This is a genomic window from Exiguobacterium sp. s7 (genome assembly GCF_018618195.1).
Lineage (GTDB): Bacteria > Bacillota > Bacilli > Exiguobacteriales > Exiguobacteriaceae > Exiguobacterium > Exiguobacterium mexicanum_A.
In genome coordinates this window covers 443571-461423 of the sequence record NZ_JACSLO010000001.1, presented here as the reverse complement: position 1 = coordinate 461423, position 17853 = coordinate 443571, and the positions used below count along the sequence as shown (strand labels likewise).

The following is a 17853-nucleotide window of genomic DNA, read 5'->3' as shown; positions in this document are numbered from 1 at the left end:
GTGTGACAGGACAGTCTGGAGTCGTTTCCTATGTCCTGTTCCCATTCAAAGCTGACTATTTGAAGGAGGGGAATAGCTTTTTGTTGTTAACAAACATGAAGCGAGTTTGTTCGTTCACAATAAAATCATAGCGATTTCTTTGAGATTTTAAAAAGGACGACCTCGCCAATGGCATCAGGTCGTCCTTCATGATTATGACTTGAAGTCGAGGACACGTTGAAGCCGTGATGCTTCACGAGCCGTTTCGATGACTCTCGTCGTCAAGAGCGCTTCCCGAAGCGGCACGAGCGGATGACGTGTCATATAACTATCCGCCAGCGCCCGGTAGAAGGACAAATACTCACCTGCTTCGATGTCGATTGTCGATTCAACGTCTGTGACGACCGTTCCACTCTCACGGTCGGGACATCGCACTTCCCCGTTCCGGAGACACGCCTCTTGCGGATCGAGTCCAAACTTCAAGAAACTGCCTTCCGTCCCGTGCACTTCGAACCGCGGCGCCTCGACGGCTATGAACGGGTTCGAACGCAGATATACCCGTTTTTCTCCATAATAGAGGGTCAGATGGAAGCCGTCGTCAGACTGACCTCCTTTACGTTGAATCATAACATCTGCCGACACTTTGTCGGGTGCACCGAACAAGACGAGCGCTTGATCGATCAAATGGCTACCGAGGTCAAACAATATCCCTGCTCCCGGCCCCGCATTCTCGCGCCACCGATCCCGGACGACCGGACGGAACCGGTCGAACCGTGACTCGATCACTTTCCAATCGCCGAGTCGTTTTTCCTCGAGCAGTCGTTTGACCGTCAAGAAGTCTCCGTCCGTCCGTCGATTATGGAAGACGTTGACGATTCCGGCACTGGCCTGTTCGCGTGCAATCAACGCCTCTCCTTCCTCTGTCGTCAAGAACGCAGGCTTCTCGACGAGAACATCCTTCCCTTCCTGTAAACAACGTTCCACCATGTCCTTATGTAAATGGGACGGCGTCGTGACGATGAACAAGGTCGCCTCAGTCGCGAGAGCCTCGTCTAGCGTCGCATATACCGCGACATCGCCAAGTACGGCTTGTACGTCCTCAGGTCTTGATGAGACGACACCGGCGATCTGGAAGTCATCCAGCTCCTGTAAAAATGGTAAATGAAATGTCGTCGCGGAAAAACCGAAGCCGACAAGAATCGTTTGAATCATACCGTTCTCCTCCTATCCATTCGCTTCCCAGTATATCAAAAAAAGGAGTCAATCGACCCCTTATGCACTGACACTCTCATCCATGCTGTATTCAAACGTGTTATACCCGTCCCGTGAGTCCACGAAGACGAAGCCAAACCGTGGATAATAACTGTTCAAGAAATCATTATCAGCCACACAATCAAGCCGGACCGGCTCCTGTGTGTCGGCTTCACGTAAGACGTGCTCCATCAGTTGTTGACCGACGCCTCGCCCTTTCAGCCGTTCACTAACAACGATTCGATGGATGTATTGACCGCGCTCGCCATCTTCCCATAAGCTATGGTCCCAGTCATCTGCCGGAAGTAAGGCGATCGAGGCCAATACCGTTCCATCTTGCTCGTACACATATACATATCCCGAGGTGATGTCTGTCTGCACCCGGTCTATGAGGTCTTGCTCCAAATATTCCGCCCATTGATCGCTACCTTGTAGTTTTAGCGCTACGGCTCGTTGTTCGATTAGGTCCGCGATGTGTTTGGCATCGCGTTTCGTCGCGAGTCGAATCATAACGTCCTCCTTTGTATTACAGTATTTGAAATACAAATATAACGGACCGTTTCGACTCTTTTCAACCATCCTGCTCACATTACGTAAATGGGACGACCTCACCGCCGTTCAAACGATAGCTGTACGTCATCGTCGCGTTGAGACTGTGCGACACCGAACAATAGCGATCGACGGACAACTCGATGGCGCGGCGGACCCGTTCTTCGGGCATATCCCCATCGAGGACGTATAAGATGTGGATGGCCGTGAACTTCTTTGGATGTTCCGTCGCCCGGACCCCGTCGACTTCCATCTCGAACCGCTCGAGCGGCAACCGCATCTTATGAAGAATCGAGACGATATCGATCCCCGTACAAGCGGCCGTCGCCTGCAGGAGCATCTCGGTCGGACGCGGACCCGTATTGAGACCACCGACGTCTTCCCCGGCGTCAAGCGTCACATTATGACCCGAAGGCGTCGTCGTCTGAAACGCCATCCCTTGTTTCCAATTCACTTGTAAATGCATCTTTGTCTCCTCCTTACGTTTCGATAGCTTACTATTCCCTTGAATGATGTATTATTAATCTATGTAAGGAAATTGTCGTTAAGGAGTTGGTCGCATGGAATGGTCGGTCATTATTAGTTGGGGATTGTATATCGTCCTCGGTTTGAATTTATTGTTCGCGTTAGCCGTCATCTTTGCGGAGCGCCGCGATGTCGGGGCGACGTGGGCGTGGCTCCTCGTCTTGTTCTTTTTACCGATTCTCGGATTCATCATCTATCTCTTCCTCGGCCGGCAGTTGAAGAAGGACAACTTCTTTAACTTGAGCGTTGAAGAGCGCTCGTTCCACGCGCTTCAAGTCGAGAGTCAAATCGAACAGATTCGCCGGAAAGAGACCCCCTTGGCTCAACCGGTGTTCGAAAAGTACGAGCAATTGCTCGAGATGAACTTGCGCTCCTCAAAGTCTTTGATTAGCGTCCACAACAAATCTGCCATCATGCATGATGGAGAACAGAAGTTCAAAGCGCTCATGGACGATATCCGAAGCGCCGAGACCGAGATCAACATCCAGTACTACATCATTCAACGGGACGCGCTCGGCAAGGCGCTGATCCACGAACTGATCGAACGCGCCAAGGCGGGCGTCAAAGTCCGGCTGTTATATGATGCCGTCGGATCGCGCAGCCTCCGTGATTCAGACTTCAAAGAGCTGATCGCCCACGATGGCGAGGTCCGCGTCTTCTTCCCGCCGACGCTCGGGTTGATCAACTTCAAGTTAAACAACCGAAATCACCGGAAAGTCGTCATCATCGACGGCAAGATTGGTTATGTCGGAGGCTTCAACGTCGGCACTGAGTATCTCGGCCTGGTCGAGAAGTTCGGGTACTGGCGTGACACGCACCTCCGCGTCGAAGGGGACGTCGTCTACCATTTGCAACATCGATTCATTCTCGATTGGAACTATTCAGGCAGCAAACATCATGACCCGGAGAACTCATTCTGTTTCGCACGCCACGACATCAAGGACAAGTCGCCGATGCAAATCGTGACGAGCGGACCGAACTCCGACACGGAACATTTGAAAAACATGATGATCAAGATGATCATGTCGGCGAAACATCGCGTCATCATCCAGACGCCTTACTTCATCCCGGACACGAGCTTCATGGACGCCTGCAAGATGGCACTTTTGTCCGGCGTCAAGATGGACATCATGATTCCAGGGAAGCCCGACCACCCGTTCGTCATGTGGGCGTCGCTATCGTTCCTCGGCGAATTGCTCGACTACGGGGCGAACGTCTATATGTATGAGCAAGGCTTCCTACACGCCAAGACGCTCGTCGTCGATGATGAGATTTCGACCGTCGGGACGACGAACTTGGATGCCCGCAGTTTCCGATTGAACTTTGAAGTGAACGCCGTCATTTATGATCAGCGGGTCGCGCTCGAACTCGCATCGCTGTTCGAGTCAGACGTCGCCGTCAGCCGCAAATACACGGTCGACGACTATGCGGCCCGGAAATGGACCGTCCGGATGCGTGAAGGCGTGTCACGATTGCTCAGTCCAATCTTATAAGTTCTGATTACGCTAACTACCCCATCGTATCGGCCAAATGTGCCAACGCGATGGGGTATGTTTCTGTTCGGAAGTCGAGAGCTATGCACTCACACCAAGCTGTGACGATTTCTCGTCATATTCTAAAAATTGCTATCTTTTAAAAGAATACTCGCTAGTTCCTTCCCAAATTAGGGTATAAAGTATCAGTACGAACGTCCTACACTACCGCTTCGGCTAGGAAAGGAGGAAGTATGCGTTCACGCATATGTCATACAATGGCTGATCAAGAACGGACTCATCATGACACTCACACCACGAAACCCGATCCTTCCTCATGGGACCAGCTCCCGATTGGCCTGTTCGCCTTCAATCGTGACGGGCAAATCGTCAGCTATAACGAATCATTCGTTCATTTACTCGGGATGCTTCCGACCTCGAATGTGATGTTCGAGCGATGCAGCTCTTCTTCGTTCGACTTCTCAGGCGCCATTCGGAACGTCTTGAACGGGGAGACGATTCGCATGGCCGGCTGGTATAAAGCACCAGAACGGCAGGCTCGCTTCATCCGAACGACGATGTCTCCGAGTTTTTCCGCGGACGGACAACTCGATGGCGGCGTCGGCATTTTAGAAGACGCGACCGAGCAACGTCGCTATGAAGAACGCATGGAACACCTGTCCTCGCTCGATCCGCTGACAGAGCTGTATAACCGGAAGAAAGTCGGGGACGTTCTCTCGTCGACGGCTCAGGAAACGCTCGACACAAGGGCGCCCGCCGCCGTCATCATGCTCGATATCGACTATTTCAAACTCGTGAACGATACGTTCGGCCATCCGACCGGAGACCTCGTCTTACGTTCGATCGCCCAATTGCTCAGGCGCAACATCCGCAAGTCGGACTCGATCGGCCGCTGGGGTGGTGAGGAATTTTTAATCGTCGCCCCGCAGTCAACGCTTGCTGACGGGGTGCAACTCGCCGATAAGCTCCGACAAAAGATTAACGCCGAGCCGTTCGGTCCCGTCCCGCGCGTCACTTGTTCGTTCGGCGTCAGCGCCCTTGAAGATGGGAAGACGGTCGAACAGGCGCTTCAAGACGCCGATGAGGCACTGTATATTGCCAAGAACCGCGGCCGGAATCAAGTATCGAGTAAACGTTAACTAACTGATGCCACCAAAAAGAGGATGCCGCAGCATCCTCTTTTTTATACGTTGAAGCGTGAGACAAGCTCCTGCAACTCTTCCGCCATATCCGCGAGCGCCTTCGCGGACTGTGCGATTTCTTCCATCGAACCGAGTTGGTCCTCGGTCGTCGCCGCCACTTGTTTCGAGGCGACCGAGTTCTCGTCGGCGATATGGGCGATCTGTGTCGCCGCAGCCGATACTTCCTCGACGTTCGCCGCGATCTCTTCAACCGTCGCCGTCACGTCCTCGATGCGCGGCGTCATCGCTTGCGTTTGCGTCATGATTTTCTGGAAACGCTTGGCCGTGTTCTCCGTCGTCTCGAGCCCAGCTTTCGTATGGGCCGACACTTCTTTCATCAACTGGACCGAACGTTCCGTCTCTTGTTTGATATTATCAATCAACTCGGAAATCTGTTTCGTCGACTGTTGTGACTGTTCGGCAAGCTTTCTGACCTCGCTCGCAACGACGGCGAAGCCTTTCCCGTTCTCGCCGGCCCGTGCCGCTTCAATCGCGGCGTTCAAGGCGAGCAAGTTCGTCTGGGTCGCGATACCGTTGATGACATCGACGATATTGCCAATCTCGTTCGACCGTTCGGCGAGCGAGTGAATGACTTTGCCGAACGTCTCGACCGACGAGTCAATCGCTTGCATCTGGACCACGTTTTCCGTGACGGCAGTCGTCCCGTCCTCAGCCTCGAGCGCGGTCTCGCGCGACAGCTCGGACACATCCGTCGAGCTCTCGGCGATGCGCATGATGCCGCCGGTGATCGCTTGGAGCGAGACGGCGTTATCATCAAGTTGACGTTTCGAATCATCCGCACCGGCGGCCATCTGTTGGACCGCTCCAGCGATTTGTTCCGAGGAGGCCGTGTTCTGAGCCGAGTTGGCCATCAATTCCTGCGACGAGGCGGCGACTTGACCGATCGATTGATCAAGACTTTGAATGATAGCGCGTAGAGAACGCGTCATCTCATTGAAACTCGCGGCGACACGACCAACTTCGTCATTCGATTCGACGACGATGTCTTCGGTCAAATCTCCGGCTTGAATCCGTTCAGCTCCGACGGTCAAACGATTCAATGGACGTAAAATCGAACGTAAGATGACGTAGAGCAGGCCGGCAGCCAAGACGAGCATCAATCCGATCACCCCGACTGTCGTCCATAAGATTCCAGACGTCTCATCTGTGATTTCCTCATCATACAACGTCCCGGCAATCTTCCACCCCGTCAACTCGTTTGTCATGAAGTCCATCTGTTTGCCTTCATTCTCAAACTCATAAGCAAAGCGGCCCGCTTCTCCCGAATAGAGCGGTTCAATCCACTTGCCTTCTGCCTTCTCTCCGGCTGCCATCGTCGGATGGGTGACGAACTGTTGCAACGCATCAAGAATCGTCACGTAGCCTTCTTTCCCGATTTGAATGCTCGCCGCGACGGCTGCGATATCGTCGACCTCGACGTCAACCGCGATGACCCCGCGACCGTCCGTCCCTGTCTGAGACAGCGTGACCATCATCTTGTTCGAGGCCGCATCGACGTACGGGTCCGTTACAACGACGTTCCCACCGGCCGCTTCGGCCGCCTCATACCATGGACGAGTCCGTGGGTCGTAATCATCCGGTAACTCTTGCGCCGGATAAATCGTCATCTCCCCTCCCGTCGAGGCGTAGTAGATATTCGTCACGTTCGGATGCGTCTCCAAATACTCAAGAAACTTCTCTTCCAAGTCAAGGTTCTCTGCCCCCGACTCATAGAGGGACGAATCAATTCGTCCGGCAAAGAACGCAACATCGCGTTGGATCGGTTCAATCAAGTTGGTGATTTCATCATTCATCCGCTCCACGCCCGCGTGGGCCGACTGCATGATTTGTTCGGTGATCTTTTGTTTCGCCTGATTGTAGGCGACAAATCCAATCAATAAAGAAGGGATCAATAATAGCACCAACGACATCGTAATCAATTTTTGTTTAATGGTGATCGTACGGTCGTGCTTTCGTCTCATAAAACATCTCCCATTCCCGAGAAAACTCGTTATGTTAACCTTTGTATCGGACAGTTGGAAGAGGATGTTGACACCCTAGACAAAAAAACATCACCTTTTTCTATTTTTCGTTACTGAAACCCTTTTCATACACAAAAAGACCGTCTGCTTGCACGAGGCAAACAAACGGACTCAGTCGTTGGTCAAATAGCGGGCCAGATTGTCGAGTGTGGAGCGAAGTCCGACATCATGATCTTGTTTCCGGATGCCCGGCGGCACGTTCTCACAAACGATTGTGACGCGTGTCCCTCCATCGAGCGCCTCCAAATACCACGTCTGAATCATTTCACCAGCAAAGGCCGGGTCTGCTGACTCGAATGTACCCACCTGCACAATCTTGAGACCGGGGACGAGGTCCAAAAAGCGTCCGTTCGACACATCGGTCCGGTCCGTCGTTTTGCCGGAGATGAGATCGGCTTCTTCATACGTGAGGACGAGCTGATACGTGCCGCCGACCCATGGCTCGAACACGGTCGCACGAGCCGACATCCCTTTCGGTGGAAGCCACTCGACGAGCTCATCAGAGTTGAGAAATGCATGATAGATCCGTTCTGGAGTTGCCTCAATCCATGCCACGGCTGTATCGATGCGTCGATTCATATCGGATCACTCCTTTAGCGCGTGCTACAGTACAGTCAGTCGTGCGGAACTTCCTTTTAAATTTCTTCTTAAATTTCTTCGCCAAATCAACTCTCAAGATACATATCCATGCACAACAATTCGTCTCGAAGCGGGGATAAATCTATTACCGAATGGACGCCCATCATATAGTCGTATCCAAAGAACACTTTGAACCTATACTCTTCGTCTGACTCATTCACTTTAGACTCTAACTCAGCGTAAAGCGCATTCCTTAACATGAGTCGAAGCATGTTCGGGATTTGGTCTCGTGACAGTGCCTTCCCTGGCCTCACTTTTTTACGAAGATCTCTCATCCGGATCGGATAAAGCGCATTGAAGGCGCTTTTCGAAGAGGGGCGATACGCATAATCACGTCGTTCAAGATAGGAGACAGTCAATGTCTTCACTCCTAAATAACTCATGATTCGCTCAATCGCTTCAACGTAATTCGATTCCACGCGGAGATATTCCTCCAACATGAAGACGACACCGTCAAACGTTCGGAGGATGTCCGTGATTTCCGTCCACTCGTCAATTTTTCCTCTCGTTTCAGGATGATATTTGGTTATGCTATAGATGTTCACATAGTCACCTAGCCTGTTCCTTTGTTTTGTGTGTAGTCTAAAAAAAGGACACGACAGTAGAGTCGTGTCCGATTATGCGCCGACAATCGCGTCGTGATTCCCTTTTGTCCATCCGTAGGCGACTTCACGGAGGGCAAGTTCCCCGAACAAGCGCTCTTTCGCATCGATGACTTGCCCGTCACGTTGCTCATAGAACGTGCGGTAAGGGTTCAATTCGAGCGCCCAAATGATGAGCCCGTGATTCGACATCGCTTGAATCGCTCGCTCCAGCAATAGCGAACCAATCCCGTTACGCTGATGGTCCTCTAGAATGTAAATTGCATAAATCTCATTCGGATGGTCCGGATATTCGCCCGTCCGTTCTTCCCCGTAAAGAACGAACCCGACGATTTCCTCTTCGACGATGGCGACAAACCCTTCGACTTCTCGTTTTGCGAGGGCGCTGCGGACCTTTTCAGACCACTCGATCGCGTTCGAACCGAGCTTCAAGAGAAAGTCGGCCGGCACAATTCCTCGATAGGTTGTGCGCCATCCGTTCACCCTCACCCGCGCAATCCCGTAAGCGTCTTTTGGCTCGGCTTTCCGTATGAGCATCCGTACCCCCTCCTTAGCGTAAGTTTTACAAGTATTTTACCACAAATCACCCAATCGAAATCAGACTTCTTCCAGATTTGACTGACAATCATTTGACAAAAAACGACCGTAGGAAATCCTACGGTCGTACTGGTCAAGCGACGTTACGCGTTGTTGTAGCTTGCGTCTCCGTCAATGGTTTTTTCAAGAATGAGAGGAGGAGTGCTCCAATCAAGGCTCCGGCGAGAATCGCGAGGGCGTAAAGTCCCATGCTCATGACGACGTTTCCAGCTCCTTCAAGGAGTGGGAAGACGAAGATTCCACCGTGCGGCGCTGGCAATTGGATCGCGAAGAAGGCTGACAACCCACCTGCAATCGCAGATCCGAGAATCGCTGACGGTAATACCCGAATCGGGTCGGCCGCTGCAAACGGGATGGCTGCTTCCGTGATGAACGAGGCACCCATGATATATGCTGTCTTCCCGGCTTCACGTTCTTGTTTCGAGAACTTTTGACGAGCGAACACTGTCGATGCGAGTGCGACGAGAAGCGGTGGTACCATCCCACCGGCCATGACGGCTGCCATGACTTCTTGGTTACCGGCAGTGAGTGCTGCTGTACCGAAGACGTAGGCTGTCTTGTTAATCGGACCGCCCATATCGACGGCCATCATTCCACCTACGATGACACCAAGCAAGATGGCGTTCGCGCCACTCATACCGTTAAGTGTCTCCATCAACCAAGACATGAGTGCGGCGATTGGTTCGTTGACGACGAGAAGCATGATCATCCCAGAGATGAATGAACCGAGTAACGGGTACAACAGGACTGGCTTGATTCCTTCAAGTGTGGCTGGCAATTTCGCGAGCGCTTTCTTCAAGACGAGGACGACATAACCAGCGAGGAAACCGGCGATGAGTCCACCGAGGAATCCGGCGTTCCCTTGACTGGCGAGTGCTCCGGCGACGAGACCTGGTGCGAGACCTGGGCGGTCGGCGATTGACATCGCGATGAAACCAGCAAGAATCGGGACGAGGAAGCCGAACGCTGCGCCACCAATCGTCATAAGTTGGGCGGCGAATTCGTTGTACGACGGGTCATCCGGGTTGGCGGAGTTGATGCCCCAGAAGAAGCTGAGGGCGATCAAGAGACCACCAGCCACGACGAGAGGAAGCATCGCAGATACACCGCTCATCAAGTGCTTGTAGATACCGGTGCGCTGTTCTTTTTGCTGACCTGATTTACCAGTCGCTTGATAGACCGGTCCATCTTGTTTCACGGCCCGGTTGATCAACTCTTCCGGCTTCCGGATGCCTTGGGCGACCGGGACTTCGATGACATGTTTGCCAGCAAAACGATCCATTTCGACGGCTTTGTCGGCTGCGACGATGATGGCAGTCGCTTTCGCGATATCGGCTGCTGTCAATTCGTTTTTGACGCCAGTCGATCCGTTCGTCTCGACTTTGATGTCGACGCCCATCGCGTCTGCTTTTTGCTTCAAGCTGTCGGCGGCCATGTACGTGTGGGCGATACCTGTTGGACACGCCGTGACGGCAAGGATGTAAGGAGCATCAGCTTGAACCGGTTTCGAAGCGACAGGAGCCGCCTCGGCTGCTTCTTTTTCTTCGATGGCCCGGATGACGTCATCTTCTGACGTGGCCGCATAGAGACGTTCTTGGAAAGCTGGGTCCATAAGGAAGACGGATAATTTCGAAAGTGTTTCCAAGTGTTCGTTATTGGCGTGTTCTCCGGCTGCGATCATGAAGAACAAGCGGCTGTCTTGGCCGTCGAGTGCCTCGTAATCAATGCCTTCCGAGCGTCCGAAAGCGATGGCCGGTTGTTTGACGGCTTTCGTCTTCGCGTGCGGGATGGCAATCCCTTCACCGAGTCCAGTCGTGCTTTGTGCCTCACGTGCGAGAATGGCGTCGCGATAGCCGTTGCGGTCCGATAGTTTGCCGGCGCGGTCGAGCACGTCGACGAGTTCTTCGATGACTTCGGCTTTCGAACGGCTGCGGAGATTCAGTTGAATCGTGTCTTTTTTAAGAAGATCCGTGATGTTCATGTTGTTTCCTCCAATCGAGATAGTGGGGTGACGCTGACTTCGCCGACCAAGCGGTCCACGTCTTGTTTTGTGCACAGCCCGAACGTATATGCAGACGCGCTGCCGGTCGTGACCGCATAGCGGAACGCCTCGGTTGCGTCGTGGTCTAGAATGTTGGCGACGAATCCGGCGACGAGTGAATCGCCTGCGCCGACCGAGTTGACAAGTTTACCGCTCGGTGTATTCGCCGTATAAGCGCCTGAAGCGTTGACGAGCATGGCACCATCACCGGCGAACGAGACGATCACGTTTTGAGCACCGCGTTCGACCAACTGCTCCGCGTATGGGAGCGCCTGTTCAAACGTCTCGATGTCTGTATCGAACAGTTCACCGAGTTCATGGTGGTTCGGTTTGATCATAAGCGGTTTGAGTGCGAGCACTTCGAGCATCGCTTCCTTCGTCGTATCGACGACGAACTCGGCACCGTTCGCGCGGACCGTCTCAGCGAGCGTCCGGTAGAGCGTATCCGGCAGATTGCCCGGGATGCTTCCAGCGAGCACGACGATGTCGCCCGGTTGGACGTGATCGAATTGACGCGTCAACTGTTCAAGTTCCGTGCCCGAGATGACGGGACCACTTGCGTTCAATTCCGTTTCTTCTTGCGCCCGGATCTTGACGTTGATCCGCGTTTGTCCGTCGACTTCGACGAAATCGGTTTGGACGCCTTTGTCCGTCAACGCCTTCTTGATGAAGTCTCCAGTCGTACCGCCGACGAATCCTAACGCGACCGTGTCGACATCGTATTCGCGTAAGACGAACGCGACGTTGATTCCTTTTCCGCCGGCACGCTGTGTCGTCTCTTGAATTCGGTTGACTTCTCCGAGGACGACTTCAGGGAGAGTGACGTAGTAATCGATTGAGGGATTGAGGGTTAATGTGTAAATCATTGGGCGTTCACCACCTTTGTGATTGATTGGATCGAGCTGATGTATGGCGTGTCACCAAATGTGACGAGTGTGGCTGCATCGAGTGATGCCACACGGCTGAACGAACGTTTCCCGAATTTTGAATCGTCCGCCAAAATATACGCCTCACGGGCCAAGTCGATCGCTGTCTTTTTGACGAGTGCCTCTTCCGGGTCCGGGGTCGTGTACCCGGCTTCTAAGTCTACGCCGTTAATTCCGAGAAATGCGAGGTCGACTCGATAGTTCATCATGCTCTCGCGAGCATTATAACCGACGAGCGCTTGTGTCGAACGTTTCAACTCGCCGCCGATCACGAACGTTTTAATATCGAGGTCGAACAAGTCGTTGGCGATCGGTAAACTGTTTGTCACGACGATGACGTCTTTTCCGTTTAAGAAAGGAACCATCGCTTGCGTCGTCGTCCCGGCATCGAGATAGACGGACATCCCGTCTTCGATGAATGTCGCGGCCTTCCGTGCGATCGCGACTTTTTCATCGACGTGTTGATCTCGTTTCTCCTCGAACGTCGGCTCTTCTTCGTAGCGGGCCACGAGCGTTGCACCGCCATGAACCCGTTCGAGATAACCTTCGGCTTCAAGGTCGGTCAAATCCCGGCGAATCGTCGACTCCGACGATGCCGTCAACTCGACCAATTCTTTCAATTTGACGATCTTTTGCTCCGACAGACGTTGCAAAATCAGTTGATGTCGTTGTTTCGTTAACATCGTATTCCCTCCGTAGCTCTAATATAAAGCGTTTTCATTTAAAAAACAATCATAAACATTCAAAAACATTCATCTTTTTTTACGTCGTCACAATTATAACATAAAAAACGGTCACTTAGTGACCGTTTTTGACAGTTCGTTATCGTTTCATCAACCAATCGTTCAATCGGCGGATGAGTTCGGGGTGTAGCGGCGCCTCAATGGCGTCCCGATATTCCTTATGCAACGTGAGCAACGCGTGCGGACTCGTCCGTTCAACGAGCAAGTGGTTCATGTCGTGGATGATGTGGCTGTCGACGTCCCCTTTGGTCCGAATCGAGTGGACATGTTCCGGCGGGACTTGGACGTCGCGATCACCGGTGAGAGCGAGCACGGGAACACGCACATGTTCGAGCCGTTCGCGGACGTCGTACGAGGCATGCTCGCGAATCCATTTGGCGTTCACGACTTGGCCGCGGTACTTGAAGGCGGCGACGTTCGTCCGCAGCGACCGTTCGAGTAAATCGTCTTGGCGCTGGCGAATCTTCTTCGGGACGCCGGTCAATCGATAGAACACGCCCTTGAGTCCTTTCACCGAACCGACTTCAGTTGCGAGTGCGTCGGCTTGCAGCAAGAACATCTTCTTCGAGGAATCGTTGAATCCGGCGAGAAGGATCAGCCCGGCCGCATTCGTCTCGAGCTGAACAGCCGGGGCGATGACGGCCCCTTCGCTGTGACCGAGCACATACATATCCCCTGCGTCCGGCTCCTGTTTGATGGCGTTGACGACGGTGATCGCATCTGTCACCAAATCGTGCAGCCCGACTTTATTGAAATCACCGTCCGATGCACCGATGCCTTGTTTGTCATAGCGGTAGACGTTGACACCCATCTCAAAGAGCGCCTCGGCCAGCTTTTTATATGTGCCGAATTGGGATGGTCCCAAATTGCCGTCCCGGTCGCTCGGCCCGCTCCCGCTGAGCAGGACGATCGTCTTTCGGGGCTCGCCGTGGGTCATCCACGTACCGGCCAGTTGTCCATAATTCGTTGTCACATTCAGTTGTCGTTCCATCGTATCGCCTCCCCTTTCATCATACCGAAGTAATGGATCCGTTTCGAGTAAAAGAATAGACCGCCCCATATGTGACGGTCTTACTTCTTATTGGAGAGTTAACCACTCGCTGAGCCATTTAACGTGATCACGCATCGCCTCGTCAGAAAGACGACTGATTGTGTCTTTATCTGTATAAACGTCGTTATGGGCTGTGACAGAATCATTGACGGAGATGACTGGGAACCCGGCTTGCTTGTACTCATCTAAGATTGATACGCCTAGACTCTTCACTTCGACAGGGCCAAAACCAATCCCCTCCATAAACGGATATGTCGTCATCCCACTTGTTTTGAAGAATCGATTCGTCTCCCCTGTACCAAGTATATCAAGTAACATGATGACACGCGGCGTCGTACCTCGATCTTGAAGCATCTGCAAATAGTGCGTACTTGATTCGTATCCATCCCCAGTTCCATTCAAGAAAACGTAGCGGACCGTTGCATCCGTCTCTACGTCATCCATCGCTTGAAGCGTATGGTAGAGCACGGATGCACCACCTAACCCAGTGAGAGCGTGATCGCCATACCAGCTTCCCTCAAGTCGGGCCATGACAATCACTTCTTTGTCAGTCGTGCCAGGTTGCGTAAACTCTACGTAAGGAATTTCGTCTGTGAACGGCTCAATCGCAACCGTTTGACCGTCTTGGAAAGACTCGGCTGTTATTCGGTCGACCCCGGCCCCATTCAAGCGAAGTGCAGCTGAAACGTAAGCGAATCCATATTCTTCCGGAGCATCCGGGTGTGGCGTAATGAGATAACCTGCCGCATTCGCTTCGGCTAATTTTGTAAGATAGCGATTCGCTGCCTCGTCATTAAGGACTTCTCCGTAATAATCGATTTCATACGCATCTTCCATTGCTTCATAAGATACGTCGGTCGTCGGTAGGACGATGACTCTTCCAGCCACATCAGGTATCGGGGCATCCCATTCCAAATGAAGCAGTTCCCCTTCAATTGTCTCTTCAAATGGAATTGTCGCGTACCCATCGTAAAATTCATCATCAATCGTTATAGTCGGCCAATTCGTGTTGAGCGGAGCGTAATGAATCTCACGTTTCATATCGACTGAAGTCTCGTCAGAAACACCGATACCTAACGACTCGAACAGTTCGACATTTTCATGGCTTTCTGCGACCCGATCGTATGAAGCAAAATATTCAGCCGTCTCATAAGGACTTGTTGCCGAGGCCGGATTGAAATAAAGAAAAATAGTAAATAGTGCCGACAGTAGGCTGTACATAATGGTCATCTACGTATCTCCATAAAAAAACTCACCAATAAATGGTTGTATTATCCTATTATATTAAGTGATCTGACAATTGTATATTTATTTTTCAAGAAAAAACGGCCTCCCTCTTAGGAGGGAAACCGTTTAGATATTGTAAGACTTATACGCCTTCGTAAGCAGCGTACATGATTTCTTTCAATTCTTCGACGAGCGGCATTTTCGGGTTAGCCGTCGTACATTGGTCTTCGAACGCGTCGACTGCCATCTTGTCGATTTTCGCGTCGAGGTCCGCTTTCTTGATGCCTTGGGCTTTGAACGAGAGTTTGATGTTCAAGCGCTGACCGAGCTCGATGATCGCTTGGATGAGCGACTCGACGCCTTCTTCCGTCGTGCTGGCTGGAAGTCCGAGGTAGCGCGCGATTTCAGCGTAACGCTCGTCGGCGATGAATGACTCATATTTCGGGAACGCCGCGAGTTTCGATGGGCGTGTCGCGTTATAGCGGATGACGTGCGGCATAAGGATCGCGTTCGTCCGTCCGTGCGGGACATGGAACTCGCCACCGATTTTGTGTGCGATCGAGTGGTTGATACCGAGGAACGCGTTCGCGAACGCCATACCAGCCATTGTCGATGCGTTGTGGACTTTCTGACGCGCTTCGGCGTCACTTCCGTTCTCATACGCTTTCGGGAGGTAATCGAAGATCATCTTCATCGAACGAAGCGCGAGTCCATCCGTATAGTCGTTTGCCATGACCGAAACGTACGCTTCGATGGCGTGTGTCAACACGTCCATACCTGTATCAGCCGTGATTGAAGCTGGGACCGTCATGACGAACTCAGGGTCGACGATGGCGACGTCCGGTGTGATCGCATAGTCAGCGATCGGGTATTTGACGTTGCGTTTCTTATCCGTGATGACCGTGAACGGTGTCACTTCAGAACCCGTACCTGATGTTGTCGGGATGGCGACGAACATCGACTTGTTGCCGAGTGTCGGGAACTTGTACGTCCGCTTGCGGATATCCATGAATTTTTGGCGAAGGTTCGAGAACTTCTCTTCTGGGCGTTCGTAGAAGAGCCACATGCCTTTCGCGGCATCCATCGGTGATCCACCACCGAGTGCGATAATCATGTCTGGTTGGAAGTGACGCATCGCTTCGGCACCACGCATGACCGTCTCGACCGATGGGTCTGGCTCGACTTGGTCGAAGATGCGGTACTCGACACCAGCCGGCAAGTTTTTGACGACTTTATCGGCAAATCCGAGTTTGACCATCATTTCATCTGTAACGATCATCGCCCGTTTTTTCGATGTGAGCGATTGAAGGTATTGGACCGAGTTTTTCTCAAAGTAAATCTTTTCAGGGACTTTAAACCATTGCATATTCACGCGACGTCTCGCCACCTTTTTCACGTTGAGTAGATGTTTCGCCGTCACGTTCTCAGAGACGGAGTTTTTACCGTACGACCCACAACCGAGTGTGAGTGATGGTGTCATTTCGTTATAGAGGTCACCGATCCCGCCGTGTGCCGTTGGCGAGTTGACGATGATGCGGCAAGCTTTCATCCGGAGTCCGAATGCGAGGATGGCGTCGTCGTCTGTCGAGTGGATGGCTGCCGTATGACCGAGACCACCGATTTCGAGCATCTTCTCAGCGATGGCGAAACCTTCTTCACGCGATTGGACTTTATAGGCTCCTAGTACTGGGCTAAGTTTCTCGTGTGAGAGCAATTCTGTCGCGCCGACCGTCTCGAGTTCGGCAATCAAGATTTTCGTGTCGGCCGGAACGCTAAGTCCAGCTTTCTCGGCGATCCAGGCTGCAGGCTTCCCGACGATTTCAGGGTTTACCGCACAAGAGTCTGTTTTAATGACGAGTGTCTCGAGTTTTGCTTTCTCTTCTGGTGAGCAGAAGTAGCAACCGAGCGCCGTCATTTCGGCTTTCACTTCTTCGTAAACTTCTTGGTCGACGATGATCGCTTGTTCAGATGCACAGATCATCCCGTTATCGAACGTTTTCGACAAGATGACGTCCGAGATGGCACGTTTTACTTTTGCTGTCTTGTCGATGTAGGCTGGAACGTTACCAGGACCGACACCGAGGGCCGGTTTACCAGTTGAATAGGCTGATTTGACCATCGCCGCACCGCCTGTTGCGAGGACCATGGCGACTCCTGGGTGGTTCATAAGCGCTTTCGTCGCGTCGAGTGACGGTTTTTCAACCCATTGAATCAAATGTTCCGGTGCGCCGGCTTCGATGGCTGCGTCACGAAGGATGCGGGCCGCTTCACTTGAACACTGTTGTGCCGACGGGTGGAAGCCGAAGATGATCGGGTTACGTGTTTTGATGCCGATGATTGCTTTGAACATCGTCGTTGATGTCGGGTTCGTGACCGGTGTGACCCCGGCGACGACACCGACTGGTTCCGCGATGTACGTGATGCCGTTTTGCTCATCGTCTTCGATGACGCCGACCGTCTTCTCACCACGGAGTGAGTTATAAATATATTCTGTCGCAAAGATGTTTTTGATCATCTTATCTTCAAACACACCGCGACCAGTTTCTTCATATGCATGTTTCGCGAGTGCGACGTGTTGTTCGAGACCGGCTAGCGCCATCGCCTGAACGATCGCATCGATTTTCTCTTGATCAAACGTCATTAACGTGTCGAGCGCTGTATGTGCTCGTGTGACGAGCGTGTCGACCATCTGTTCTGCTGATGTTTCCACTACTGCTTTCTCTTTAACTGCCATGTTGGGTTCCTCCTCATGAATGAGAGCTTATACTGCTGACTTGATGGAGAGCACGGGGCGATCAGTGGTTTGATAAGAGTTTGTGCTTTCCTTCACATTCATAGAATACAACGTTTCCAACAATTTGTGCGTGACAACAATGTGAACTCTTTCACAATATTTTTTTGAAGAATGAGGATAGGTCTTGCTTTTTGATAGGACGCTCAGTAAAATCGTATGCGTTTTCATGAAAAGATGAAGTCTAACAAATGTAAACGCTTACATATATTGTGA

General features: G+C 52.1%; 15 protein-coding genes. 2 read left to right on the top strand and 13 right to left on the bottom strand.

The features are described from left to right. Window positions 1-192 precede the first annotated feature (192 nt). The 3 genes from KNP79_RS02355 to KNP79_RS02345 form a co-directional block, all read right to left on the bottom strand. Complete coding sequence (locus tag KNP79_RS02355; RefSeq protein WP_215190137.1) at window positions 193-1191, bottom strand: Gfo/Idh/MocA family oxidoreductase; 999 nt, start codon at window positions 1189-1191, stop codon at window positions 193-195. 60 nt (window positions 1192-1251) lie between these two features. After that, window positions 1252-1740 carry a GNAT family N-acetyltransferase gene (locus KNP79_RS02350; RefSeq protein ID WP_215191112.1) on the bottom strand — a complete coding sequence of 163 codons (489 nt, stop codon included), beginning with the start codon at window positions 1738-1740 and terminating at the stop codon, window positions 1252-1254. A 79-nt stretch (window positions 1741-1819) separates the two neighbouring features. After that, window positions 1820-2245, bottom strand: a complete 426-nt coding sequence (locus KNP79_RS02345) for an OsmC family protein (protein ID WP_215190138.1) — start codon at window positions 2243-2245, stop codon at window positions 1820-1822. A gap of 94 nt (window positions 2246-2339) precedes the next feature. Between KNP79_RS02345 and cls the strand changes: the two genes are divergently transcribed. Together cls and KNP79_RS02335 are read left to right on the top strand one after the other, a co-directional pair. Further along, the gene (gene cls, locus KNP79_RS02340; RefSeq protein ID WP_215191110.1) at window positions 2340-3797 is read left to right on the top strand and encodes a cardiolipin synthase; all 1458 of its coding nucleotides are present in this window, start codon (window positions 2340-2342) and stop codon (window positions 3795-3797) included. 257 nt (window positions 3798-4054) lie between these two features. Further along, window positions 4055-4936 (top strand): sensor domain-containing diguanylate cyclase, encoded by an 882-nt coding sequence (locus KNP79_RS02335; RefSeq protein WP_052090103.1) that lies wholly within the window; start codon window positions 4055-4057, stop codon window positions 4934-4936. 44 nt (window positions 4937-4980) lie between these two features. Here KNP79_RS02335 and KNP79_RS02330 read toward each other — a convergent pair whose 3' ends face one another. The 10 genes from KNP79_RS02330 to adhE form a co-directional block, all read right to left on the bottom strand. Beyond that, the gene (locus tag KNP79_RS02330; protein ID WP_215191108.1) at window positions 4981-6960 is read right to left on the bottom strand and encodes a methyl-accepting chemotaxis protein; all 1980 of its coding nucleotides are present in this window, start codon (window positions 6958-6960) and stop codon (window positions 4981-4983) included. Between the two features lie 171 nt (window positions 6961-7131). Then, a complete protein-coding gene (locus tag KNP79_RS02325; protein ID WP_034777469.1) occupies window positions 7132-7599 on the bottom strand; it encodes an SRPBCC domain-containing protein in 468 nt (155 codons plus the stop codon). A gap of 86 nt (window positions 7600-7685) precedes the next feature. Then, window positions 7686-8078, bottom strand: a complete 393-nt coding sequence (locus KNP79_RS02320; protein WP_215191106.1) for a hypothetical protein — start codon at window positions 8076-8078, stop codon at window positions 7686-7688. Window positions 8079-8276: 198 nt separating this feature from the next. Beyond that, on the bottom strand, window positions 8277-8798 hold the full coding sequence (locus KNP79_RS02315) for a GNAT family N-acetyltransferase (protein WP_034777467.1): 522 nt from the start codon (window positions 8796-8798) through the stop codon (window positions 8277-8279). A 133-nt stretch (window positions 8799-8931) separates the two neighbouring features. Further along, window positions 8932-10839 carry a PTS fructose transporter subunit IIABC gene (locus tag KNP79_RS02310; protein WP_215191103.1) on the bottom strand — a complete coding sequence of 636 codons (1908 nt, stop codon included), beginning with the start codon at window positions 10837-10839 and terminating at the stop codon, window positions 8932-8934. Continuing rightward, a complete protein-coding gene (pfkB, locus tag KNP79_RS02305) occupies window positions 10836-11765 on the bottom strand; it encodes a 1-phosphofructokinase (protein WP_215191102.1) in 930 nt (309 codons plus the stop codon). Before pfkB ends, KNP79_RS02310 begins: the two co-directional genes overlap by 4 nt. Beyond that, window positions 11762-12508 carry a DeoR/GlpR family DNA-binding transcription regulator gene (locus tag KNP79_RS02300; RefSeq protein WP_034777464.1) on the bottom strand — a complete coding sequence of 249 codons (747 nt, stop codon included), beginning with the start codon at window positions 12506-12508 and terminating at the stop codon, window positions 11762-11764. The genes pfkB and KNP79_RS02300 overlap by 4 nt, the downstream gene beginning before the upstream one ends. 139 nt (window positions 12509-12647) lie before the next feature. Beyond that, complete coding sequence (locus KNP79_RS02295; RefSeq protein WP_215191095.1) at window positions 12648-13559, bottom strand: alpha/beta hydrolase; 912 nt, start codon at window positions 13557-13559, stop codon at window positions 12648-12650. An 87-nt stretch (window positions 13560-13646) separates the two neighbouring features. Beyond that, the gene (locus tag KNP79_RS02290) at window positions 13647-14849 is read right to left on the bottom strand and encodes a zinc-binding metallopeptidase family protein (protein ID WP_034777462.1); all 1203 of its coding nucleotides are present in this window, start codon (window positions 14847-14849) and stop codon (window positions 13647-13649) included. A 139-nt stretch (window positions 14850-14988) separates the two neighbouring features. Then, the gene (adhE, locus tag KNP79_RS02285) at window positions 14989-17580 is read right to left on the bottom strand and encodes a bifunctional acetaldehyde-CoA/alcohol dehydrogenase (RefSeq protein ID WP_215191094.1); all 2592 of its coding nucleotides are present in this window, start codon (window positions 17578-17580) and stop codon (window positions 14989-14991) included. Window positions 17581-17853 lie beyond the last annotated feature (273 nt).

What these genes read in the sequence shown, in the direction of transcription:
- pfkB (WP_215191102.1), bottom strand. Translation starts at nt 11,765, where the DNA reads ATGATTTACACATTAACCCTCAATCCCTCAATCGATTACTACGTCACT.
- adhE (WP_215191094.1), bottom strand. Translation starts at nt 17,580, where the DNA reads ATGGCAGTTAAAGAGAAAGCAGTAGTGGAAACATCAGCAGAACAGATG.
- KNP79_RS02300 (WP_034777464.1), bottom strand. Translation starts at nt 12,508, where the DNA reads ATGTTAACGAAACAACGACATCAACTGATTTTGCAACGTCTGTCGGAG.
- KNP79_RS02355 (WP_215190137.1), bottom strand. Translation starts at nt 1,191, where the DNA reads ATGATTCAAACGATTCTTGTCGGCTTCGGTTTTTCCGCGACGACATTT.
- KNP79_RS02315 (WP_034777467.1), bottom strand. Translation starts at nt 8,798, where the DNA reads ATGCTCATACGGAAAGCCGAGCCAAAAGACGCTTACGGGATTGCGCGG.
- KNP79_RS02335 (WP_052090103.1), top strand. Translation starts at nt 4,055, where the DNA reads ATGGCTGATCAAGAACGGACTCATCATGACACTCACACCACGAAACCC.
- KNP79_RS02345 (WP_215190138.1), bottom strand. Translation starts at nt 2,245, where the DNA reads ATGCATTTACAAGTGAATTGGAAACAAGGGATGGCGTTTCAGACGACG.
- KNP79_RS02325 (WP_034777469.1), bottom strand. Translation starts at nt 7,599, where the DNA reads ATGAATCGACGCATCGATACAGCCGTGGCATGGATTGAGGCAACTCCA.
- cls (WP_215191110.1), top strand. Translation starts at nt 2,340, where the DNA reads ATGGAATGGTCGGTCATTATTAGTTGGGGATTGTATATCGTCCTCGGT.
- KNP79_RS02295 (WP_215191095.1), bottom strand. Translation starts at nt 13,559, where the DNA reads ATGGAACGACAACTGAATGTGACAACGAATTATGGACAACTGGCCGGT.
- KNP79_RS02330 (WP_215191108.1), bottom strand. Translation starts at nt 6,960, where the DNA reads ATGAGACGAAAGCACGACCGTACGATCACCATTAAACAAAAATTGATT.
- KNP79_RS02350 (WP_215191112.1), bottom strand. Translation starts at nt 1,740, where the DNA reads ATGATTCGACTCGCGACGAAACGCGATGCCAAACACATCGCGGACCTA.
- KNP79_RS02290 (WP_034777462.1), bottom strand. Translation starts at nt 14,849, where the DNA reads ATGACCATTATGTACAGCCTACTGTCGGCACTATTTACTATTTTTCTT.
- KNP79_RS02310 (WP_215191103.1), bottom strand. Translation starts at nt 10,839, where the DNA reads ATGAACATCACGGATCTTCTTAAAAAAGACACGATTCAACTGAATCTC.